Annotated in this window: 21 protein-coding genes and 3 pseudogenes; 14 read left to right on the top strand and 10 right to left on the bottom strand. The window is 52.3% G+C overall.

What is annotated here, in order from left to right; all coding sequences use genetic code 11:
• Positions 1–10: 10 nt before the first annotated feature.
• From Q0796_RS16985 to Q0796_RS16965, 5 genes are all read right to left on the bottom strand, one after another.
• A complete protein-coding gene (locus tag Q0796_RS16985; RefSeq protein WP_298445352.1) occupies positions 11–754 on the bottom strand; it encodes a (Fe-S)-binding protein in 744 nt (247 codons plus the stop codon).
• Between the two features lie 785 nt (positions 755–1,539).
• Positions 1,540–2,112, bottom strand: a complete 573-nt coding sequence (locus Q0796_RS16980; protein ID WP_298445350.1) for an LUD domain-containing protein — start codon at positions 2,110–2,112, stop codon at positions 1,540–1,542.
• The gene (locus Q0796_RS16975; protein WP_298445348.1) at positions 2,112–3,497 is read right to left on the bottom strand and encodes a lactate utilization protein B; all 1,386 of its coding nucleotides are present in this window, start codon (positions 3,495–3,497) and stop codon (positions 2,112–2,114) included. Before Q0796_RS16975 ends, Q0796_RS16980 begins: the two co-directional genes overlap by 1 nt.
• A 10-nt stretch (positions 3,498–3,507) precedes the next feature.
• Complete coding sequence (locus Q0796_RS16970; protein ID WP_298445346.1) at positions 3,508–4,251, bottom strand: (Fe-S)-binding protein; 744 nt, start codon at positions 4,249–4,251, stop codon at positions 3,508–3,510.
• A 526-nt stretch (positions 4,252–4,777) separates the two neighbouring features.
• Positions 4,778–6,079, bottom strand: a complete 1,302-nt coding sequence (locus Q0796_RS16965) for an inosine/guanosine kinase (RefSeq protein WP_298445345.1) — start codon at positions 6,077–6,079, stop codon at positions 4,778–4,780.
• A 251-nt stretch (positions 6,080–6,330) separates the two neighbouring features.
• Between Q0796_RS16965 and Q0796_RS16960 the strand changes: the two genes are divergently transcribed.
• The 5 genes from Q0796_RS16960 (at position 6,331) to Q0796_RS16940 (ending at position 11,673) form a co-directional block, all read left to right on the top strand.
• Positions 6,331–7,008 carry a carboxyltransferase domain-containing protein gene (locus Q0796_RS16960; protein ID WP_298445343.1) on the top strand — a complete coding sequence of 226 codons (678 nt, stop codon included), beginning with the start codon at positions 6,331–6,333 and terminating at the stop codon, positions 7,006–7,008.
• Entirely contained in the window at positions 7,001–7,927 is a 927-nt protein-coding gene (locus tag Q0796_RS16955) for a biotin-dependent carboxyltransferase family protein (protein WP_298445340.1), read from the top strand. Before Q0796_RS16960 ends, Q0796_RS16955 begins: the two co-directional genes overlap by 8 nt.
• On the top strand, positions 7,924–8,661 hold the full coding sequence (locus Q0796_RS16950) for a LamB/YcsF family protein (protein WP_298445338.1): 738 nt from the start codon (positions 7,924–7,926) through the stop codon (positions 8,659–8,661). The genes Q0796_RS16955 and Q0796_RS16950 overlap by 4 nt, the downstream gene beginning before the upstream one ends.
• Before the next feature lie 90 nt (positions 8,662–8,751).
• On the top strand, positions 8,752–9,900 hold the full coding sequence (locus tag Q0796_RS16945; protein WP_298445336.1) for a family 16 glycosylhydrolase: 1,149 nt from the start codon (positions 8,752–8,754) through the stop codon (positions 9,898–9,900).
• A gap of 114 nt (positions 9,901–10,014) precedes the next feature.
• Complete coding sequence (locus Q0796_RS16940; RefSeq protein WP_298445334.1) at positions 10,015–11,673, top strand: FAD-dependent oxidoreductase; 1,659 nt, start codon at positions 10,015–10,017, stop codon at positions 11,671–11,673.
• A gap of 77 nt (positions 11,674–11,750) precedes the next feature.
• On the opposite strand, the gene Q0796_RS16935 is transcribed toward Q0796_RS16940, so the two are convergent.
• Positions 11,751–12,356 (bottom strand): LysE family translocator, encoded by a 606-nt coding sequence (locus tag Q0796_RS16935; protein WP_298445332.1) that lies wholly within the window; start codon positions 12,354–12,356, stop codon positions 11,751–11,753.
• Positions 12,357–12,454: 98 nt separating this feature from the next.
• Between Q0796_RS16935 and Q0796_RS16930 the strand changes: the two genes are divergently transcribed.
• Positions 12,455–13,438, top strand: coding sequence for a helix-turn-helix domain-containing protein (locus Q0796_RS16930; protein WP_298445331.1), 984 nt, complete (start codon positions 12,455–12,457; stop codon positions 13,436–13,438).
• Between the two features lie 9 nt (positions 13,439–13,447).
• Here Q0796_RS16930 and Q0796_RS16925 read toward each other — a convergent pair whose 3' ends face one another.
• From Q0796_RS16925 to Q0796_RS16915, 3 genes and pseudogenes are all read right to left on the bottom strand, one after another.
• Complete coding sequence (locus Q0796_RS16925; protein ID WP_298445329.1) at positions 13,448–15,004, bottom strand: EAL domain-containing protein; 1,557 nt, start codon at positions 15,002–15,004, stop codon at positions 13,448–13,450.
• A gap of 194 nt (positions 15,005–15,198) precedes the next feature.
• Positions 15,199–17,223 carry a S9 family peptidase gene (locus Q0796_RS16920; protein ID WP_298445327.1) on the bottom strand — a complete coding sequence of 675 codons (2,025 nt, stop codon included), beginning with the start codon at positions 17,221–17,223 and terminating at the stop codon, positions 15,199–15,201.
• 310 nt (positions 17,224–17,533) lie between these two features.
• Positions 17,534–17,857, bottom strand: a pseudogene (locus Q0796_RS16915) (IS110 family transposase); the annotation flags it as partial.
• A 108-nt stretch (positions 17,858–17,965) separates the two neighbouring features.
• On the opposite strand from Q0796_RS16915, the gene Q0796_RS16910 reads away from it, so the two are divergent.
• The 7 genes and pseudogenes from Q0796_RS16910 to Q0796_RS16880 all read left to right on the top strand — a co-directional run bounded on the left by Q0796_RS16910 (position 17,966) and on the right by Q0796_RS16880 (position 21,636).
• A complete protein-coding gene (locus Q0796_RS16910) occupies positions 17,966–18,307 on the top strand; it encodes a hypothetical protein (RefSeq protein ID WP_298445325.1) in 342 nt (113 codons plus the stop codon).
• Between the two features lie 103 nt (positions 18,308–18,410).
• Positions 18,411–18,585 (top strand): annotated as a pseudogene (locus Q0796_RS16905) (IS5/IS1182 family transposase); the annotation flags it as partial.
• A 322-nt stretch (positions 18,586–18,907) separates the two neighbouring features.
• Positions 18,908–19,342, top strand: a complete 435-nt coding sequence (locus Q0796_RS16900; RefSeq protein ID WP_298445323.1) for a hypothetical protein — start codon at positions 18,908–18,910, stop codon at positions 19,340–19,342.
• A gap of 108 nt (positions 19,343–19,450) precedes the next feature.
• A complete protein-coding gene (locus tag Q0796_RS16895) occupies positions 19,451–20,020 on the top strand; it encodes a hypothetical protein (RefSeq protein WP_298445322.1) in 570 nt (189 codons plus the stop codon).
• 118 nt (positions 20,021–20,138) lie between these two features.
• Positions 20,139–20,342, top strand: a complete 204-nt coding sequence (locus Q0796_RS16890; protein ID WP_298445320.1) for a hypothetical protein — start codon at positions 20,139–20,141, stop codon at positions 20,340–20,342.
• On the top strand, positions 20,335–20,676 hold the full coding sequence (locus Q0796_RS16885; RefSeq protein WP_298445319.1) for a threonyl-tRNA synthetase: 342 nt from the start codon (positions 20,335–20,337) through the stop codon (positions 20,674–20,676). Before Q0796_RS16890 ends, Q0796_RS16885 begins: the two co-directional genes overlap by 8 nt.
• A 39-nt stretch (positions 20,677–20,715) precedes the next feature.
• Complete coding sequence (locus Q0796_RS16880) at positions 20,716–21,636, top strand: DUF6236 family protein (protein WP_298445317.1); 921 nt, start codon at positions 20,716–20,718, stop codon at positions 21,634–21,636.
• Between the two features lie 303 nt (positions 21,637–21,939).
• Here Q0796_RS16880 and Q0796_RS16875 read toward each other — a convergent pair.
• Positions 21,940–22,152 (bottom strand): annotated as a pseudogene (locus tag Q0796_RS16875) (IS110 family transposase); the annotation flags it as partial.
• 87 nt (positions 22,153–22,239) lie between these two features.
• Between Q0796_RS16875 and Q0796_RS16870 the strand changes: the two are divergent.
• A complete protein-coding gene (locus tag Q0796_RS16870; RefSeq protein ID WP_298445315.1) occupies positions 22,240–22,683 on the top strand; it encodes a hypothetical protein in 444 nt (147 codons plus the stop codon).
• Positions 22,684–23,010 lie beyond the last annotated feature (327 nt).

Below are 23,010 nucleotides of genomic sequence, written 5' to 3'. Positions count from 1 at the left end.
AACCGACTCCTTATAGCGCTTGGTTCAGTAGCTGGGCGATGTGCAGGGTTTGCACCGGATGCAACTGCTTACGGATCACCCCATCAAGGTGCAGCAAACAGGAGGGATCAAACCCCACGACGTAGGTGGCGCCGGTATTGGCGTGGGCTTGGGCTTTATCTTTGCCCATCTTGCCAGACACCGCGCCTTCATCCAGCGAGAAGGTGCCACCAAAGCCACAGCATTCATCGCGCCGTTCTGGGTAGGCGATGGTGATCCCTTCGATGTTGGCCAACAGCGATTCCACCTTGTTGTAGCCCTTGCCCATGGTTTCCGATGGGGTGGCCAAATCCAGCATGCGAATGCCATGACATGACATCTGCAACGACACCTTGTGCGGGAACGGTTTGTTAAATTCAGTTAAGCCGTGAATGTCGAACAGAAACTCGGTTAACTCCTTCAACTTGGCCACCACGGTAGTGGCTTCAGGGCTGCAATCAAATTCGTGGAAGTTCTCTTTGGCGGCCACCAAGCACGACGCCGCAGGACACACGATGTAATCACACTCGACCCCTTTAAAGGCATTCAGCAGCTTTAAGGTGGTTTTCTTGGCATCGTCGAAACAGCCCGAGTTGGTCATCGGTTGACCACAACAGGTTTGCCCTTTTGGCAACACCACTTCGTGGCCCAATTTTTCCAGTAGCTCTAAGGTGGCGATCCCCACTTCGGGCATCATCTGGTTAACAAGGCAAGGGATAAACAGCGCAATTTTCATCGGTTCTCCGCTTTGTGCATAAGTGTCAGTTAAGTGGTCGCGAATACTGCATTGAAAAACAACCTCAAAGCGTGAGCCAGATCGCGCGACACGCGTCACACTTTTATGTAGCAAAAAGGTTAAATCCGGTTATTGAAATGCGACCAGCTCGCAATCGCAACAACATCACCCAACAAGCATTACACAAAGTACACATTTCGCCCGATTGGTCTGACCAAAATTAAGGCGAACGATCAAAGCGGCAACATTAAATTAACGCCAGTACAAATAAAAAATTGCGTTTTTTACCACAACGGCGTGAGCCAGATCACGTCGAATGGTGTGAATATTTGCGCCATTTTGTTACTCACAAAGAGGTAACAATGCCGGATCAGCAGCAACGCATTGCTTAACGGCAACAAAATCGGTGGCGCACGGGGGGGGCCGATCAAAGCGTTAACCGTAGCCGCTTACCCGCGCGAGCTCAGATCAAGGTTGCTCCCAGCAACCGCAGATAAAGGCTGTGTCTTGGTTAACTGTTGCCGTTGCTGTGATGAAGGCATTTGCACCTGCGGTGCGATGGCACCGGCCTAAGGCCAAAGAGCATCAGCGGCCTCGCTGGTTGACTGATCCACAGCAACAACGATGTTCAGTGCTGCTTATGCCAAAGCGATTCAGCAGTTAACGGGTGAACAGCCCAGAGAAACCGCTTCCGCTCACAAGCCGTGCCAACCCAACACATGCAAACAAAAAAAAGCCCGAGGTGGCGGCCCCGGGCTTTGCGTTGTTTTTAGACCGACTAGGGATTAATCGATTAAAAATACGGTCATGGAACAAGCGCCGTGGGCGCCAATTACCAAGGCCTGCTCAATATCGGCGGTTTTGGACGGACCGGCGATAAATGAACCCAGTTGGCCGCTTTGAAACTCAACGTTCTTCACGGCTTCATGCATGTTGGCAACGATGTCTGAACGTTTCAGCACCGCCGCCAGATTTTGTGCGATAAATGGTGTCACTCGATGACCGGTGTCAGCCGAGTTAACATACACAGCGCCGTTTTCGGCCACTCCTATGCGCGCTGGCACTAAGGCCAAATCAACATTTTCCATGGTGTACGGGCTGGCATCTAACTTACGGTTGCCTTCGGTGCCCGCCACTAAGCTCAGCACTTGCTCATTGTCGGCGATCTTGCCATCCAAATACGCTTGCACCTCGGCCAGCGAGCCCGCTTCAATCAGGGTGCCGCCCACTTTGGCCAGCAACTCTTTGTATTGACCCGCTAAGTCTTCATTGTTTGGCTCAATATCGATGGCTGGCATCGGCATTTGCGGCACTTTTACTTGCTGCAGTTCGGCCAAGATAAATTCACGACTGGACATTATTTGTTCTCCCGATTCTTTTTAAACCACGCCTCGAAGGATTGAATCGACTCAACCTGCGGCAGATCTCGGTGTTGACCCCAAGCGCCAGAGAACGGCTTCATTAAGCCACCCGGCAGAGTTTTCAGCGCGGTACGGGCAGCAAAACCACCCACATTAAGCAGCGATTCGTTGGCCATTAACTTGCCCACATACGGCATGTAGCTGGCCTTGCCGTAGGGCAGGGTTTTCTTATCGGCATGCAAACGGCGCCATTTGGCGATGATGCCATCCAGTGGCACCTTGGTTGGGCACACCTTGGTGCACGAGCCACACAGGGTGCAGGCCCACGCCAACGAATGGGTTTCGTCGTTGCCCGCCGATACCGCGATGCCGATTGGGCCGGGGATCAAAGCGTTGTAAGAGAAACCGGAAGACTTGCGGTACACCGGACAAGTGTTCAAGCAGCCACCACAGCGGATGCACTTATAGGCTTCGCCGATCAGCTCGTCTTTAAACAGCTCGGTACGGCCGTTATCCACCAAGATAACGTGCATTTCGCCGCCCTCACGGGGGCCTTTGTACATGGTCGAGTAGGTGGTGATGGGCTGGCCGGTGGCGTTACGCGCCAACATGCGCGTCATTACCCCAACGGAATCAAGGTTCGGCACCATCTTGTCGATGCCCATGCAGTGGATCTGCACCTTCGGTAAGTTCACGCCCATGTCGGCGTTGCCTTCGTTGGTGCACACCACCACCGCGCCTTCAGAAGCCACCGCCATGTTGACCCCAGTCAGGGCCGCGTCGGCTTCTAAAAACTTCTGGCGCAGGTGGTTACGCGCTTGCTTGGTCAGGTAGGTTGGGCACGAGGCGCCCTTCTCTGACCCCAAGTGCTCGTGAAACAGCTCACCTACTTCCTCTTTCTTCAAGTGGATGGCCGGCACCACAATGTGCGATGGCGGCTCTTTACGCAGCTGAATGATGCGCTCGCCCAAATCGGTATCCACCACGTCGATGCCTTTCGACTCTAGGTGCTGGTTAAGGTGCGATTCTTCGGTCAGCATCGACTTGGATTTCACCAGTCGCTTCACGTTGTGCTTGGCTAAGATGCTGTGCACAATTTGGTTGTGCTCTTCGCCATCTTTTGCCCAGTGGACGATGATGCCGTTTTTCTTACAGTTGTCTTCAAACTCAACCAAGTACTTGGCCAAGTTAGACAGGGTATGCAGCTTAATTTCAGAGCCGATCTGCTTGATCTGCTCCCACTCGGTTACCGAGCCCGCCGCCAGATCGCGCTTGTGGCGTAAGTTCCACAGGGCACGATCGTGCCAGTCAACTCGAGCTTCATCTTTAAGGAAGTCGTTTGCGGCCGCAGCGTGAGTTTGTAAACCATTGATTAAAGTCATCGTTATCTCCTTACAACACCTGATTTAACAGCTGCGCGATATGCAGAGTTTTGATTGGGAACTTTTCCTTACGGATCACTCCATCAAGGTGCAATAAGCAGGAAGGATCAAAACCAATCGCGTAATCAGCGCCAGTGTTGTAGTGAGCACGGGCCTTATCTTTGCCCATCTTGCCCGACACGCCGCCTTCATCCAGCGAGAAAGTGCCGCCAAAGCCACAACATTCATCGCGACGCTCGGGGTACACAACGGTGATCCCTTCAATGTTATTCAGCAGCGATTCCATCTTGTTGTAGCCTGCGCCCATGGTTTCCGATGGGGTGGCCAGATCCAGCATGCGAATGCCGTGACATGACATCTGCATGCTCACTTTATGCGGGAACGGATGGTTAAACTGTTTCAGGCCGTGAATATCAAACAGGAATTCCGTCAGCTCTTTCAGCTTGCCGATCACCTCGGTCGCTTCTGGGCTGCAATCAAATTCGTGGAAGTTCTCTTTGGCCGCAATCATGCACGATGCCGCTGGGCATACGATGTAATCGCACTCTACCCCTTTAAAGGCATTAAGCAGTTTCAGCGTGGTCTTTTTAGCGTCATCAAAACAACCCGAGTTGGTCATCGGTTGACCACAGCAGGTTTGACCTTTCGGGTAGACCACTTGGTGGCCCAATTTTTCCAGCAGTTCAACGGTGGCGATGCCAACTTCCGGCATCATCAGGTTGACCAAGCAAGGGGTAAATAGCGCGATTTTCATCGAATTCTCCGCATTCAAAGCGTTGCTAACGTCAGTAAGTCGACTTGGATAGTGTCCCGATGAAGCCAGCCAAACTGTGAGCCATCGCACGCCTAAATCCTGTGCAACCCTTTGTAAAAATGTGGTTATTTTACGGCCCGCAAATAGCAATGGCTCTCACTGGCAACCCTTTGATAACAATGAATCAGCGTCAGCGTTACCTCAGCCGATATTGGTAAGACCAATTTAATTTACGTCGGATCAAACTGGGCACATTGAAGCAACCTCAGCGCAACAAATTGCAATGAAGTTTTAACCAGCGTTGTGATCTGGCTCACTGCCTCCACGGCAACGAAATAAGCCTTTTGCTGGCATCCATTGGCAAACCAAAGCGATCGGAAGCGGATTTGCCGCGCTTTTTCTTCCCCATCCCCCCCAATCGGCTGCCATCGCCGTGGTGTTGTGGCGGGTATTTGCCTCACTCCTTTTTTTAACCATAAAAAAACCCGCCATTAAGGCGGGTTTAAGCGGCAATCACCGGGGGCCATTAACGCTCCCAGTAGGCCTCTTCCAAGCTGTCTTCACGATCCGGCAAACCACGAGACAAACGCGGGCTATGCTGCGCCAACACTTCGTAACTTACGCGGTTAGCGTATTTGCAGATCTGAGCAAACGAGGAGTAACACAGGCCGCTGTAACGATGTTTGCTTGATTGTGGCAAGTTCAACTTGTGGTAATCGTTCGCAGACATGTCGTGCAACAGCGCCGCTAACGCGCCATCGCCCGCGCCGTTGGTGTTAGAGATCTTCTCCGGCCCGCCCATGAATGGGGCGATGTGGGAGTAAACTTTCAACGGCTTATCGCAATACTGCCGACGCATCGGGCGGGAGAATTCATGCTGGTTGAATTCGCTGATCGCCCCAGGCAGCAGCGGATGGCTGGTTTCGCGTTTGAAATCTTCATCGCTCCAACCGGCGGTGTACAAGCCCGATGGGCCAGCCGTACACAGGATCAGATCGGCCCATTCCAATGCCGCCTGACACGCCAATAACGGATCCGCTTCGCCGGTTAAGGCTTCCGCTTCCTCTTCGTTCATCGCCAGCACCGTAACGTGCTCGCTGATGAAATCGCGCCAGAACTGCGGATCTTGTTCAATCAAGAAACGGGTACCCAAGGTTAATACCACCGGCACATCGGCGGCTTTAGCGTAACCGATGGCGGTCATGGCCGCTTCGGTGATGGGATCCCCGCCAGCGCGCATCAAGTAGGCGGTCAGCACCAACGATGAGCTGGTTTTCACCAACTCTTCATCAATAAATTCTGCCCGCAGTTTGTCCATGCTGCCTTTAGAGATAGCAAAGGTGCGCTCGCCACATTCGGTGATCAAAGTAAAACAACGACCAATGGAGCCATCAACCGGCTGCAGGTGGTTCAGATCAACGCGAGAAGAGGTGTTACACAGGTAACGGTAGGCGTAGCTGCCGATCTGCAAATTGGCGCTCATCACCCCAAACATCACCGAGCGGTCATCCGCTAAGGTGGAGTAGTTGTGCAGCGTGTTGCCAATGGTGCCACCAGCAAACTCAGCGCTAACCAAATCCTGCTGTTGCAGCTCTTGGTATAGGGCGTGAGCCGCTTCGTCGTTGATCAGCATCGAGTTGCCTTTGATCAACTTATGGCGGCTGATGAAGTCATCATCAACACGGGCTTCAATATCAACCAAGGTTTGATCGATGCCAGTCACATGGGTGTGCTTGGGCCGGATCACCGGATTCAATTCGTTGGTGAGCGGGTCCCGTGACTCGACGGGAAAGTAGTGCTTGGACTTGCGTTGACCAGGGAATTTCATGCTGGGATCACTTCAGCTAGATTACGCTTTCCTTGCAGTGTAGTTGCCACCGCCGGATCACAGGATCCATTCCTTGCAGTGCACAAAACCTCATCGAACATGTCGATTTTGGCGCGGGATTTTACCACAACCGCTAATGAATAGAAGCGGCGAGTCATGATCAGTTGATGATTTTCTAACAAATTCCGTGCGGTCGAAAAAGTCGGCAGTGACTGTTATGTTAACCCCATCGGCACCGCAAGGAGCACGCAATGACGCAATTCCCGTTTCAGATAGAGCCCATGGCCGAACAAGCGCTGTTGCTGCGCTGGCCTGATGGCAACAATCCGCGCCAGATCCGCCAGCTGCAACTGGCGCTGAGCCGGTGCGATTGGCTCAGCGATGTGGTGGCCGCCAGCACCACCTTAGCGTTAATTGCCGCGCCCAATGGCGCGCCGCTGATGCAGCAACTGCAACAGTGGTTAGCCGATACCGACATCAACACCTTGCCCCTGCCCGCCCGCCGCAGCCATCTGCTGCCGGTGTGCTACCACGCTTCGTTAGCGCCAGATCTCGACTACGTCAGCCAAGCCACGGGGCTGACAACCGCAGAAGTGATCCGCCACCATCAGCACAGCCAATTTGTGGTCAGCAGCACCGGCTTTAGCCCCGGTTTTGCCTACTTAGATGGGCTAAACCCCGCGCTGGAACTGCCACGTCGAGCCGAACCCCGATTGCAGGTTGACGCTGGCAGCGTGGCGATAGCTGCCGGATACAGTGCCGTGTACCCGCAACGCAGTGCCGCAGGTTGGCACCTGATTGGCGCCTGCCCGTTGCCGCTGTTGCAGCTGCAACTGAGCCCCCCTTGCCGGTTGCAGCTGGGCGACACCGTCCGCTTTCAAGCGATCTCGTTGTCGCAATTTAACCATTGGGATCCTCAGCATGATTGAAGTGCTGCAACCGGGGCTGTTTAGCTCCGTGCAAGATCTGGGGCGCCAAGGCTGGCGGCAACTGGGCTTTGCCCGCAGCGGCGCCATGGATCCCGTGGCCGCCAGCGCCGCCAATGCTCTGCTCAACCAAGATCCCAACTGCGCCACCATTGAATGCACCTTAATTGGCCCCAGCTTGAAGTTTCATTGCGACAGCGCCGTGGCGGTTACTGGCGCCACCATGACCATCTTGGTTGACGACGTGCCCCATCAAGTGGGGCAAACCATCGCCATTGCCGCCGGCCAAACCCTCAAGTTGGGCCGTGCAGCCCACGGCTGTCGCAGCTATCTGGCGATCAAGGGGGGGCTGCAACTGCCCAAGGTTCTGGGCAGTGCCAGTTTTCAAAGCCAAGTGGGGTTAGGGTTACAACTGCAACGCCAGCAGCAGTTGCCAATCACCCCCTATCGCGGCGTTGTGCCGCACTGCCACAGCTGGATTGGCTTAATTTGGACCATCACCCCGGTATTGGCTGTGTTTGCCGCCCCCCACAGCAACCGGATCCACGGCGGGCTGGATAGCCTTTGCAGCCAGCCGTGGCAACTCAGCCAACACGCCAATCGCATCGGCCTGCGGTTAACGGGCGCCCCTTTAGCCCACGATGGCATCGACGATCTGCGCTCAGAGCCGGTGTTGCCGGGCACCGTACAGTTGCCAGCCAACGGCGTGCCGTTGCTGCTGGGAGCCGATGCCCAAGCGGTGGGCGGCTACCTTAAAATTGGCCAGATCAGCCACAGCAGTTTCAGCACCATGGCGCAGTTGCGGCCACACCAGCAGCTGTGGTTTGAAGCCATCTCGCTGCCACAGGCGCAGCAGCGGCAACATCGGCAACAACGGCAGTTACAGATGTTGGCGCTGCGAGCCAGCGAGCTGTGGCAATGAAACCGCGTTTGGATCTGAATGCCGATCTCGGCGAAGGCGGCGCTTACGATCAGCAACTGCTGCCGCTGCTCACCTCTGCCAACATCTGCTGCGGCAGCCACGCTGGCAGCACCGCCCTTACCGCCGCCACCATCGAAGCCGCCACACGCTGTGGCGTGGCCGTTGGTGCTCATCCGGGCTACCCCGATCCCAGTAATGTGGGTCGGATTGAAATGGGGCTCTCCAACGCTCAGGTGTTGCAACTGCTGGATAAACAACTGCGGCAATTTGCCCACTTAGCCGCGGCCGCAGGCGCAACGGTGCACCACCTGAAGCTGCACGGTGCGCTGTACCACCGTGCGGGGTGGGATCCGCAATTGGCGTCTATCTTGTGCCGTTTTCTGGCTCGCACCTACCCCGCTTGGCAACTGTACGCCCAAGCCAACAGCCCGTTGGTGACCATCGCTCGCGGCCATCAGCTGATCGTCAAAGAGGAAGGCTTTGCCGATCGGCGTTATTTGGCCAGCGGCCATCTGGCGCCACGGCACCTGCAAACCGCGTGCATTACCGAGCCCGCGCTGGCGCTGCAACAGGTGCAACAGTTACTGCAAGGGCACGTATTCAGCCTGGATGGCCATCGGGTCACACTGCAACTCGATACCCTGTGTTTGCACGGCGATGGCGATAACGCTCTCGCGCTCACCCAAGCCATCGCCCACTTTTGCCGTCAGCAGGTGCGGCTAAGCGCCGATTAATTTCCCTCACCTATACTTGCCGCTTGCACGCCAAGCTTATGCACAGCGTGGTGTCTATTTTCGCAATGGATTGCTGTGGGAGCCCCAATCATGTCAGCTCAATGCTTGTTCGTTTCACCCCCCGTGCCCGCCTCGGCGCCACTCCGTCACACCGTCCCCGTGCTGCCCAAAGTGGCGCTCGCCCTTGCCATTATCGCCCTGCTTAGCAGCCCGCTCACCCAAGCCGAGGAATTTCCGTTAACCGCATTAGACGGGGCCCATTGGCATCTGGCCGACGGTTGGAGCAACGGCAGCCCCTTTGCCAATGGCTGGGCAGCCGATGCGGTGCACTTCGACAGCAATGGCATGGTGATCACCTTGGATGACACCAGCAGCAGCGGCAAACCTTACCGTTCCGGCGAACTGCGCAGTAACCACTTCTACGGTTACGGCTGCTACGCCGTTGACATGCAACCGGCCTCGCATGCGGGGGTGATCAGCGCCTTCTTCACCTTTGCTGGCCCCTACGACGTCCCCAGCGGTGGCAACGCCCAGCACAACGAGATCGACATCGAATTTGTCGGCAGCAACACCAGTTATATGCAAGCCAACTTTTGGGCCAATGACGACGGCTACGCCAACAGCCATGAACACCTGATCCCGCTGCCGTTTGACGCCGCCGCTGGGTTTCATCGCTACGGCTTTAAATGGACCGAGCAATTCATTGAATGGTATGTGGATGGCCAAAGGGTGTATCGAGTGGATGACAGCGCCACCGATCCACTGCCTAAAGCCAGCGACACCACCCAGCGCATCATGATGAACCTGTGGCCGGTGGATTACACCGCCGAGATCTGGGCGGGAGCGTTCGTCTATCCCGCCGCCCCCTTAACCGCCGCGTATCGAAACCTCAGCTACCGCCCCGGCGCCAACTGTAACCTTGATAGCAGCGCCATCAGCGCCAGCCTCGCGACGCTTGAGATCCAGCCCACTCGCAACAGCAAACGCCTTATCGTTACCGCTACGATTGTCGATGACCGCGGCCAACCACTGGAGAACGTTGAGCTGTTTGGCCAATGGCAAGGGGACGCGTTAAGTCAGCCCAGCAGCGGCTACAGTAATCGCCAAGGTAAAGTGCGGCTGCGCTCGGATCGCGTTGGCACCATCAATCAGGCCAGCTTCTGCGTAACCGAAGCCCAACTGAATGGCGAGCGAACCACCTTGGCGCTGCCGATGTGCGTCAGCTTAGAGGCCCCCTAAGCGGCTGCACGCCACAGCCTAATGCTTGTTATTTCGGCTAAAAACGACAACATTAGACAACCCTAATTAAACAATTGTGGTAGGCTGACGGCAATTCCTGTTTGGAGCCTTGCCATGACCAAAATCGTCATTATTGGTGGCGTAGCCGGTGGCGCCTCTGCCGCTGCCCGCGCTCGTCGCCTCAGTGAAACCGCCGAAATCACGATGTTTGAACGCGGCCCTTTTGTCTCTTTCGCCAACTGTGGCCTGCCCTATCACATCGGCGGCGACATCCGCGAACGCAGCAAGCTGCTGCTGCAAACCCCTGAAAGTTTTCGGGCTCGTTTTAACGTGGATGTGCGGATCCTCTCGGAAGTGATCGCCATCAACGCCGATGACCACACGGTAACGGTGCGCGATCTGAGCAGTGGCCATGAGTACCTGCACCCCTACGATAAGCTGTTGCTCAGCCCCGGCGCCGCCCCCATCACCCCGCCCATTCCCGGCCTTCGTAACCCCTTAACCCACAGCCTGCGTAACATCCCCGACATGGATGATATTTTGGCGTCGCTGCAACATAACCAGCCGCGCCACGTAACCGTAGTGGGCGGCGGTTACATCGGCTTAGAGATGATGGAAGCCTTCGTTCAGCGTGGCCTAAGCACCACCTTGCTGGAGCAGGCGGATCAGGTTATGACTGCGGTTGATCGGGAAATGGCGGGGTTTGTGCATCAGCACATTCGCGCTAAAGGGGTCGATCTGCGCTTGAATTGCGGCTTACAAGCGGTGCAATACCAAGAAGCGGATCCTCTGGGTAAATTGAAGCTCAGCCTAGCCGATGGCCGTAGCCTCACCACCGATCTGTTGATCATGGCCATTGGGGTAAAACCCGAACTCACCCTCGCCCAACAAGCTGGCTTGGCCATTGGCCCCTTAGGCGGCATTGCGGTGAACGCGCAAATGCAAACCTCGGTGGCCGACATCTACGCCGTCGGCGATGCCATTGAACACCCACAATTTAATGACCGCGAGCCGATGCTGGCACCGCTGGCGGGGCCAGCCAACCGCCAAGGGCGCATGGCCGCCGACAACATGCTGGGCGACAACCAGCTCTATTCCGGCACCCAAGGCACCGCCATCTGTAAGGTGTTTGATTTAGCCGTGGCCACCACCGGTTTCAACGAACGCCGCTTGCAAGCCAAGGGCCTGAATTACCACAAAGCCTATGTGCACGCCGCCAGCCACGCGGGGTACTACCCTGGTGCCGAGCCAGTGTCGTTCAAACTGCTGTTTTGCCCAGACAGCGGCGCCATTTACGGCGCCCAAGCGGTGGGCAAAGATGGCGTAGACAAACGCATTGATGTGATGGCAATGGCCTATCGCATGGGCATGACCGTAGAGCAGCTGCAGCAAGTTGAGCTGACCTACGCCCCGCCTTTTGGCAGCGCCAAAGATGTGGTTAACCAAGCGGCGTTTGTGGCCAGCAACAGCCGCGCAGGCTTAAGCGAGTTGATCCATTACCACCAGCTTGATGCCTTGGGGGACGACGCCATCTTGTTGGATGTACGTAATCCAGCCGAGCTGAGCAAACTGGGTCAAATTGAAGGCAGCATTAACATTCCCGTAGACGAACTGCGCCAGCGCATGCACGAACTGCCGCAAGACAAAGAGATCATCGTTATCTGTCAGGTCGGCTTACGGGGCCACGTTGCCACCCGCCAGCTGTTGAATCGCGGCTATCGCGCCCGCAACCTCAGCGGCGGCTTTAAAACTTACGCCGCCGCCAAGCTGTAACCGCAGCACTGCCGCGGTAACACCACAAAGCCCAAGGCCATCGCCTTGGGCTTTTTTAGTGACGTTAACGTTCGCCGCTAACTCAACAGTGGCAGCCCCAGCCCCAACAGCATGAATAAACCGCCACACAGGCGGTTAAAGCCCACGCCGTGGCGTTGCAACCAAGGGCGCAGCAACGCCGCCGCCAAAGCGATGGCACACTCGACTGCCCCTTCGGCCAGTAAAAAGCCGCCAGTTAACCATGCCCATTGTTGGCCAAAGCTCAGATCCGGCTGCATGAATTGCGGCAAAAACGCCGCAAAGAACAGCAACACTTTGGGGTTGGCTATGGCGGCGAATAACCCTTGCCGAAAGCGCCGTCGCGCCCCAATGCCAATGCTCTGCTCGGCACCAATAACCGCAACGGCATGCCACTGTTGCCAGCCTAATTTAAGCAGATAAGCGCCGCCAAGCAGCTTCAGCGGCATCAGCCACTGCGGGTATTGCAATAACAACCCAGCCAGCCCGGCGAGCGCCAGCGACACCACCAGCGCAAACCCCAATAAGCCGCCGCCAATGGTGGCCAACGTTGGCCGCCAACCTAACCGGGCCCCGTGGCTTAACACCAACAGAGAATTCGGCCCCGGTGTGCACGCCAACGCCATGCAAGCGATGAAATAACTCAACCAAACAGCAACCGTCATACCAGCCCTTAATGCGTAAAAAGGCGCTTAGTGTAGGGATCTTTGCGCGGCAACAACGGTAAGATATGGACAATATAAAGCATGATTTGGACATGGTTATGACCGTGCGATTTCTGTTACTGCCACTGCCGGGGTTCACCCTGCTGCCTTTTGCCGCGTTCGTTGATAAGTTGCGTTTTAGCAGCGACGAGGCCGATCACAGCCGTCAGCATTATTGCCGCTGGCTGGTTGCCGCACCGCAGCCACAACAGCGCAGCAGTTGCGGCGTGGTGATCAACGCCGAACCACTGCCGCACACCTTGACTCAGTTTGATTATGTGGTGCTGTTTGGTGGCCGCCCAACCGAGCTGACGGCTGAGCAACAACTCCCCTATCGCAGCCTGCTGCGTAACTTCAGCGCCCTAAATCGCCCCCTAGCAGCCATCGACAACAGCGTGTTTTTGCTGGCGCAGCTTGGGTTATTGAACGGCCGTAAAGTGGCGGTGCACTGGCGCCATCAACCGCAGTTTTCACAGCGGTTTCCGCACCTTGAAATCGCCCCAGAGAGCCTCTATTACCGCGACGGCAACCGCCTTAGTTGCGCCGGTGGCAGCGCGGCCGCCGATCTGGCGGTGGCCCTGTTGCAGCCGCACTTAGGCCGCGTTCGCGCCAACAAAGGATTGGCCGATATGCTGATCGATGGTCACCGTTCGCCGCAGCAGCCTCAGCCCAAAGAAAGTACGGTTCGACAATGTGGCGACACCATGGTCAATCGCGCCACTGCGCTGATGCTAAACCAACTGGCGCAGCCGCTCAGCATCCCCCAATTGGCCAAGCAATTGGGGCTGAGTCGGCGCCAACTGGATCGTCGTTTTCAGCAGCAGTACCAGCGCAGCGCCGCTGGCCACTATCTGTGGTTGCGCTTAAACCACGCCGATTGGTTGCTGCTTAATAGCGATTGGTCGCTGCCAATCTTGGCCGATGCTTGCGGTTTTTGCAGCCCCGAACACCTTAGCCGCCAGTACCAACGGCAGTTTTCGTTGCGCCCCAGCCAACGGCGCACACAAGACCGTGACCAAGCCGAGCCCAGCGTGAACCGCTGACAAAACAGTTTAATGGTAAGACTGGAGCCGAAACTGAGCGGCGGCGGCGGCAGGCAGCGGTTCGCTGTAGAGATAACCTTGCATGGTGTGGCAGCCTAACGTGGCCAGCTGTTGCGCCTGCGCTTCGGTTTCTACCCCTTCGGCCACCACACTTAGGCCAAAGTTATCCGCCAATGCGAGGATCGCTTTAATGATGTCTTGATTGGGGTTGCCAAGCTCTAACAGATGCACAAAGCTGCGATCGATTTTCAGGCAATCCACTTTTAAATCGCGAATGCGCGCCAACGACGAATACCCGGTGCCGAAGTCATCAATGGCGATCAACACTCCCAGCGCCCGCAGCCGCTCCACTTTTTTACGGGTCGCGCTGAAATTACCCACCAATGCGGTTTCGGTGATCTCCAATTCAAGGTTACTCGGCGCTAAGCCCGAATGACTGATGGCCTGACACACCACCTCGACAAAATTTTCCTGCTTAAATTGCTTGGGGGAAATATTCACCGCCACAAACTGCTGCGGCTGCAGCCAATCTTTGGCTTGCTGCAACGCCTGTTGCAATACCCATAAGCCAATTTCATCCACGAGCTGGGTCTCTTCGGCAATATCAATAAATTGATCTGGGGGGATCTGCTCCCCGTCAAACTGCCATCGCAGCAGCGCTTCAAAACCCCGGATCCGTTTCGCCTGACGATCAATTTGCGGCTGAAACACCAAGTGCAACGCGTTGTCTGCTAACGCCCGTTTTAAGCCATTTTCCAAATGGTATTTGCGCCCCAGTTCTTGCCCAAGTTGCTCGGAATAAACATGAAAGCCCCCTTTGCCTTGCTCTTTGGCCTTATACATGGCCGCATCAGCCGCTTGCAGTAAGGCGTCAGCGTTGTCGCCATCTTTAGGAAACAGCGCCACGCCAATGCTGAATTTCACCGACAACTCGGTGCCAAACAGTTGATGGGGGATCTGCTGATCGTCAATCAAGCGGCGCAGGGTTTGATACACATCGGCGCTGGAATGATTGAGATCCAGCAGCAGCACAAATTCATCGCCCCCTAAACGCGCGACGGTGTCTCCCGCGCGGATCTGTGCGGCAATGCGCCGACCAACACTCTTAATAAGCCGATCGCCATTGGCGTGGCCGTAGGTGTCATTCACCATCTTAAAGTTATCGAAGTCGATAAACAGCACCGCCAACTGGCCACTGCGGCGCCCCGTTGCTGCCACCATCTGTTCTAGGCGCTCGTAGGCTAAAGCGCGATTGGGTAGACCGGTAATGGTGTCGTAATAGGCATGGCTAATAATGGCTTTGTTCAGCCGTTTGATGTCGGCCATACGCCGCACCCCGTACACCACCGCAATGATCCCTCCCCAAAAACCGGCGATAAACAGTTCATCAAGCTCCCAACTTTCATGCGCACGGGTGAATTGATAAAACAGCTCCAGCAGATCCCAATCCAACATCATGGTGCCGATGAATAACACCAGCACCAGCACGAAGCCAATACCGAGATCGATCACCGCGGCTCGGCGTAACTTCCGCGAAACCGAAGTGCCGTTAATTTTCCGATCCAAATCGCCCATGCGTGAGGCTTCTTCTGCCAAAAGGTCAACTATAGATAGGAATACCCTATCTCGACGAAAAGCCGCAGTAAAAGTCGTGCTTTTTCGCTGTTCCGTTTTCCCCCTGCGCTTCGCATCGTCGCCCAAGGGGCGATGCCACCAAAAAGGGCCTGCCACTGGCAAGCCCTTGTTGTACACCCTCGCAGCTACTGCGGCTGTTCGCCACGGTGTTTATCAAACCACGCCATGATGTAGGCGATCTTCTGGATCAAATTGCTGGGACGATTGGCAATGCCGTGGCCGGCTGTTGGGATCCGCACCATCGCTGATTCCACCCCGTTAAGCTGCAACGCTTGGTAATACTGTTCGGTTTCGCTCATGGGGGTACGGTAATCAAGCTCACCGGTTAGCAACATGGTGGGGGTGGTAACGTTACCCACCAACGACAGCGGCGAACGTTGCCACAGGTGATCGGCGTGCTCCCACGGCTTGCCCGGCATCCAGTATTGGCTGAAGTAAGGGTACATGTCGGCAGTTAGGGCAAAGCTCATCCAGTTGATCACCGGTTTTGCCACCACTGCGGCTTTAAAGCGATCGGTCTTGCCGATGCTCCACGCGGTTAAAGTGCCCCCACCAGAGCCACCGGTAATAAACAGCTGCTGTGGATCGACATAGCCCTTGGCGATCACCCCATCCACCACGTCCATCAAGTCGTTATAGTCCTCCGACGGGTAGTTGTGATGAATGGTATTGGCAAAGTCGCTGCCGTAAGAGGAGCTCCCCCGAGGGTTGGCCCACACCACCACATAGCCCTGCGCTGCCATTAGCTGTACCTCCATCGAGAAGTTGGGGCCATAGGCGGCATGGGGGCCGCCGTGGATCTCTAAAACCATTGGGTAACGCTTACTGGCATCGAAGTTCGGCGGGGTGGCAATCCACGCTTCAATTGGGCGCTGATCCACCGATGAGTTAACGGTGATCGCCGTTACTGGTGCAACATAACGACGACCAATTAAGTCTTGATTGAGCTGAGTTAATGCTCGGCTTTTCCCCCGCTTAAGGTGGTGCAGATCCGCTGGGGCAGTGGCATCACCGCCGGTGTACACCAGCTGATTTTTGCCCACCACCGCAAACTGCCCAGACGCATAAGGTCGCCCCAAAGATTGCCCACCCAGCGCCACCTCGAAGCGGGTAATTTTGCCCTTCAGTGACACAAAACCAACCCGACTGACGCCGTGATCGGTGTAGTTGAAATACACGCCACTGCCGTCCTTCGCCCACTGCAACTGGCTAACGCCCCGATCCAGCGTGTTGGTCAGCAGCCGTGGCTCGCTGCCATCCATTCCCATCACGGCAACTTGGCTGTTGATGTGCGCCAGCGTGTTATCGGGGCTTTGCAGGTACGCCACCAATTTGCCGTTGGGGCTCACGGTCGGGCTGGCTTCAGCACCGCTGCGGTCGGTCAGTTGGGTCATGGCGCCATCGGCTAATGCCACGGCGTAAAGATCACCTTGCCGAGCTTGCATCTGCCATTCGTCACTGCGGTACGAATCAAACAGGATCTGACGGCCATTGGGGTGCCAACTCAACTTTGCACCGATGGGAAACTCCCCTTGTGTTAGCTGATGTGGTGTACCGCCGTCAGCAGGCACCACATAGATCTGCCGTTGGCCGGCCTTGCTAAAGCCGCTGCCATCACTGCGATAACGGGTTTGATCAATGTACGTGGCCTTGCCCGCCCACTTCGCCCCTTTCGGCGGTGTTGGCATCGCAACCTTCAAACCGCTGGGCTTGCTGGGGGTAAACAAGGTAAATGCCAACTGCTTGCCGTTGGGCGACCATTCAATGCTGCTGGGGGTGGCTTGCAGGTTGGTTACCCGCACGGTATCGCCACTATCGAGGTAGCGAACGTACAGCTGGTTGTCGCCTTCAATGCTCGACAGATAAGCCAAACGGCGACCATCGGGAGAAAACTTAGCCATGCGATAATTGGCTTTGCCACTGAGCAAGGGCCGATGGTTGCCGTTATCCAGTTCCAGCTGCCACAGATTACTGCGACTCCGATCCTGCATAATGTCGAAACTGCGCCGCTCATACACCAGCCGCTCGCCATCGGGGCTCACCTGCGGCGCAGCGGCAAATTCCAGTTCAAACACATCGTTGTAGCTAAACGGTTGCGCTACCGCTCCCAATGGCAGCAACAATGCCACCGCAATTATCCCGAGCTTCATGCCAAGTTCCTTTTGAAAAACAATCGCCTCATCATTCCATCGACGGCGGCAAATGCAATCGATGTGGCCAGGCGTTTTGTTAGCGGGGATTACAACGGGTGCTTCCGCTTGCAGCAGATTCGCCGGAACCGAGCAAAGAGAAGCAACGGCTGAACGTTGATACTAAGCGGGTAGAAAATCTCCTCTAAGCCGCTTCTGGCTTTACACATAGGATATTGAATTAATTAAAAGTGCGCCTTGATTGCGTTCTAAATCAATGGCAAAGATAGCAACCATAGCTCGATGCAAGATGGCCATGTGGTGGTCAAACGCGCCCATTGGTACGTTGTACTGCTTCGCAGATCGCCACGACATCATTCAAATCGTTGTTACCGTTGATGCGGCAGGGGCTAACCTATTTGACGGCCATGATGCGCGTGTGATGGCCGAGTATATTGAACTGCCGAGCCCCCAAATGGGCGCCACCACAGGCTTCAATACTTATGGTCATAACAAGAATTTTTGCTAATTTGGTCAGTAATTTAGCGCGAGTAGCCGACTTATGCAGAATGCCCTTGCCACGTTCATCCACTGCATGAATACTGAAGTGGTTTTTGGCTAAGTCGATACCGCAAAAACAAGACAACTGAGACAGGGCAATCTTCTGATGCGTCTGCCCCAAACGACCATTGGGGCTGCTCGGATCAGGGCTGGGTAGCCATGTCATTCGTTATGTGCTCATCGTTTCAAACAGGCCGGTGCCATGAATAATTTGTTTACGTATATATTAGCGATGAAAGAAGAGCCTGAAGGTTTATCGATAGTAGAGAAGCTATGTAACAACCAGATTTCCGAAGAAGACGGTGTTCTCGTAGAAAACAGTGAGTTATTCGTAAAGTTTAACAACGGTGTTGCTGTAAGAAAGCTAACTGAGCAAGACCTATCTGAACATATTACGGACTCGGTTTGTGAGGAGTGCTGGATTTCGTATGAAGTAATTGAACAGCCAAACCATTTAAATATCGTTCCCCAGAGAAAGAACTTTTCGAATCAATGCCAAGAGTCATTTTGGCTGAAGATGAATCAAGCACAGTTAAGCACCTAACAGCCATTTAAAGTGCGGTTAATAACATTTGGCTGATTTCGCTTCGATCATAATCGATTGATATTTCGTCATACTCTATCAATGATCTTTACTCTTCTGCAGAATCACCCACTGGAGGCAGTACAACCAAGCTTTAGTCAATCGAGCTTCATTAACGTTCTGGACTGACAATACTGCAATCAAAAGCTGGTACTGAAACCGCACTGATGGTTACCGGCGTTTTCAGTCTGTCGCTGCATACCACAGAAGGCTTTCTAAACTCTCTATGTACGTTGATGGCCGCTTAATCTCTACTGTTAACTGCGGTTAAAAAGGAAGGACTACCGTATCGCTGCGTCTGCGCGATGGATTTGATCAACCACGCCACAGATAACTGTTAATACATACAGTTTTTGAGCTTGGCATTTTGTTTACAGCAGAACGCTTTCTATGCCACAACAGAATCTCTGGCCAAGCGCACACTTTGGAATTAAGATACTGAAATAGAATGAAATTTAACTCATTCACTTATTGATACAATGAGGATAGGATGCCAACCATTGATGTAAACAAAGTGCCACTTGGCATCATAATAAGCTGTTAGGTGTTTCGAGAGAGCGGATGGAAACTTTAGGTTTTATCGTTGAATTACTAATACTGACAATCATCGTTTCTACACCAATTGTTTGCGCGTATAAAAATTATAGCTTTGTGAAGTTGTATTTAGTTTCAGCATCAATTATATCTTTGATGCTTATTGTAGGTTCATATTGGCCTCATTTTTACACAGACGTACGTCTTGATTTAATGGGGTTTGATTTTGACGGTATGTCTGACGTAGAAAGATCACAATATGTTGCCCCCGAAATGCGTGAAGAAGCAACGAAGCTATATTGGTCAAATATGGGAATTGGATGGTCAATGAAAGCTATAATTTGGATGGTTATTTTATTACCTTACCCTGTAATTGTTTGGCTGTTCGGATTAGGCTATAAAAAAGTAAAAAACAGGTTTAGTGCAAAAACACCTAACAAGCCATTCAAGCAGGACTTTTAACAGTTGGTTAGGTTCCGCTTCGCTCCACATTTTAACCAACAATTAAAAGCCTCTTAATGGGGCGTTAGGCTTTTTAAATTCAGATTTCGTAATCAATGGAGAAAATATATGACGCCTGCAGATTTTGGTTTGGGAATGTTAGCTAGTTGGCTTGCTAACAAAGTTGATTTAGTTTTTAAACCTGAAGGTAGCGAGCCACTTCAAATAATCCCACCAGAACCAAAGATTGATAACGATATACCACCTATTGAAAGAGTACGTAAATTTAAAACATTTGATGCTTTCCATGATCTACCTCAGATGGTTAATGATATTGATAGTCCTTTAGTATCAATTTTAATAGAGAGATCACCATCTAGTCATTACAATTTAGTTTGCGTTGTACTTGAATCAAGATTAACTGGCGAGTGGTTCGTGTTTTCTAGAGGCCGTATGGCATTTCAAGGTTCAGGCGGAGGCCATACAAATTCAAACATGATAATTCAAACTTTAAAGAAAAAGAAATCCCCTATTGTAGTTTGGGTTTATGACAATAACTTTGTTGATGATTTAGAAAGCGGGTTTGTATTATGGCCTGAAATTAAAGGTAAAGGTATTCCCTTGCGTAGTTTAGTTTCAAACGATAGTTCTTGGACAACTATTACTAATCAAGCAGAGGAGATGCTGACAAAAGCCTAACAAGGCATTCAAACGGACAAAAAACAGTTGGTTGTTTTCACTCCGTTCAACATTTTAACCAACAATTTTTTGCCGCTTAATGTGGCGTTAGCTGTATCATCCAACAATGGAGTTGAAATTGGATAAAGACAAAAACAATAATTCTTCTAAAGGACGAACCGAAGAAGAGAATACAAGGACAACTGGCGCTGCTATGGGTGGAGCAATATTTGGCGCTTCAATTGGTGGCCCTGCAGGTGCAATTGTAGGAGGTATATTAGGTGCCATTTTTGGTGAAGTAGCCAATGACTCCAAGAAAGATGGAGGGAATAAAAATGGATAAAACAATATTAATTCCTTCCACTATTCTTGCTGTTGTTATGATCGCAGTATATTTGTTTCGTTGTTACAAGCATGGAATAGAACCAAACCATGCAATTATTGTTAGCTCTGTATTAAACGCAAGCGGCATTATCTGTGGCATTGCTCTCGCGATTAGTCCATTCTTTCCATCAGTAAAAGAGTTGATTGGTGGTATTGATATCTACATTATTATCGGTGGTATAGCTGTTCTCTTCGTTTCAACTCAAGCTATCAGTAAAGATGTATTCAAGTCTACGAGTAAAGATACAGCTAACAAGTCAATCAAGAGGGACGCCTTCGGCGCCCCTTATTGAGGCGTTATGTACTTTCGATAAAAGTAAGGTTTAGAGGCTATGAAAAATCAGGGTATTATTATCAGCCCTATGGTAGGGGCTCATCTCGATCAGGCTAATGGGTTTAACCCTGGCACAGGGCTTAGTTGGTACCACTTTAATTTTCTAGTGATGTATTGGGATAAGGTTGTAATCCCGAAGCCGGATACATTGTGGGAAACGGTGATTCGAGATGAATCTGAACTTACTACTTTAGGTATCTTATCTCGACATAAAACCAAGGCAAAAGGTCATAGCTCAACAAACGGAATGATCTCAGGTCAAACAGGTACTCAGTGGGCTGATAGCTACGCAGAAGGGCAGGCAATTGCTCTTAACGAGTTAATCAAGTCTGATAAATCTCATGATTGGACTGTCCATCAATTTAATAATCGCTTTTCTTTACCAGAAAAGTACCTTACAGAAAGACAATCGGTCTTACTTTCATTGAGTAATTGCTTACCAGTACCTAGAGAAAATGTTGCTTTTCACGATATATTAGAGTTCAAAGAATATAGAAGTGACCAGTTAGCAGCATTTAGAGGGTTACTTGAAAATACATATGTCGACTTGCTTAAAGCCGCTGATAGTCCTGATGAGCAAGCAAAGATAATTAAAGATCTAAAAGTCAAAATATTTGATGCTGAGCGCGTTATGAATGAGGCATTTAAACATACATTTAGAACAACTCTTAGCAGCTCATTTAATCTTGCTGGGCAAAGCTACCTATCGGGATTAGCGCAAGGTGTAGCTGCAGGCGCAATAGCCTCGAGCGTAACTAAAACAGTTTTTGATGTGACTTCTTTTGGTATAGGGGCAGCTGTAGCAGCACCTGTAGCTATATTTTCTGCTTGTGCTGAAATCAAAAAACAGTTGATAACTGAGTCGCAAGCCCCATCCTTAGCTTATTTATCATCTGCTCATTCTGAAGGGATCCTATAAAATACGTACATAACAAAGCATTTAAGAGTGATTCGCAACGCTTGCCGTTTTCGCTTCGCTCAAAGTATAGGCAAGCGCCGCTCACACCTTAATGCGGCTACATGGATCCCCACCAACGTCAATTTTATTCAGCATTAGAGATCAAAGGTTTGGACTGCCGCTCTACATTCGGCCTTTGAGTCGACTCTCGTCGTGGCCCTGATGACTTACGCGGTTGCGGTGCCGCTAATACAGAATTTGGGCGTTAGATGGTGTCGAGTAGCCGCCGCATTAACAGGCTGTCCGCAATGGGTCTTAGCTGTGGTGGCCGAGTTTATTGAACTGGCGAGCCCAAAAATGGGCGCCACCACAGGCTTCAATTCCTATTGTCATAATAGGAATATTTGCTAAGGTGGTCAGTAATTTAGCGCGAATAACGGACTTATGCAGAATAACCTTGCCACGTTCATCCACTGCATGAATGCTGAAGTGGTTTTTGGCTAAGTCGATACCGCAAAAACAAGACAACTGAGACATGGAAACCTCCTGATATGTTTGCCCAGAACTACGATTGTGGCTGCTAGGATCAAGGGTGGGGATCCATGTCATTCGTTAGGTAACTTTATGAATCAGCAACAAATTTTCATTGCCGCAAGTAATGCCATAGATTTTTATCGGATGGCAAAACGAGGAATGCTAGCTGGGATGATAAATATAGGAACGCCAGCTATTGTTTGTAGTGAATTTTCTGCTGAATTAGCGATGAAAGCTATTATTTATAGCGAAGGGAGTAAATGCCGTGGGCATAAACTTATTCCGCTAATGAACAGGTTACCTAAGGATGTGCAATCAGAAATAGAAGACGAACTAAGCTCTGAATGGCCTGATTACAAAGCTCAACTGGAAAATTGTGATAACGCATTTGTGGATTGGCGATATCTTCATGAGGTGGAAAATGAGCTTTTTATTAATGCCAAGTTTTTGCTGTTGTTTTCTGAGATTTGTTGCAAGATAGCTATGAAGCGCTTAGAGATTAAATCTAATATTCCGATTGAAGATATTTATTAGAGCAGGCGTTACCTAACAAGGCACTGTAGGCAGATTTCAGCCAGCCCGGCTGCGCTCGTGCCTCGCGGAGTATAGCCGGGCTGGCTGCTCCCGCTAAGTGAAGCGTTATAAAAATCTCTAGTTTTGTGTTCAAAATTATCATGTATCAATAGAGTGAATTGAAAGAAGAGTTTGAAACCGATGGTAGCCTAAGAGATATTTATATTGAAAATGTCACGGTTACAGAATGGGATAACTTTCTTGACTAGGTGTTGTTTCCTAAATCGTATTGAACCAATCAGCGCGGCGGCGATCTGATCCTTGAACTGAGAATTCGGGACATATGCA

The organism is uncultured Ferrimonas sp. (genome assembly GCF_947489035.1).
GTDB lineage: Bacteria > Pseudomonadota > Gammaproteobacteria > Enterobacterales > Shewanellaceae > Ferrimonas.
This window is presented reverse-complemented; position numbering and strand designations above follow the sequence as displayed.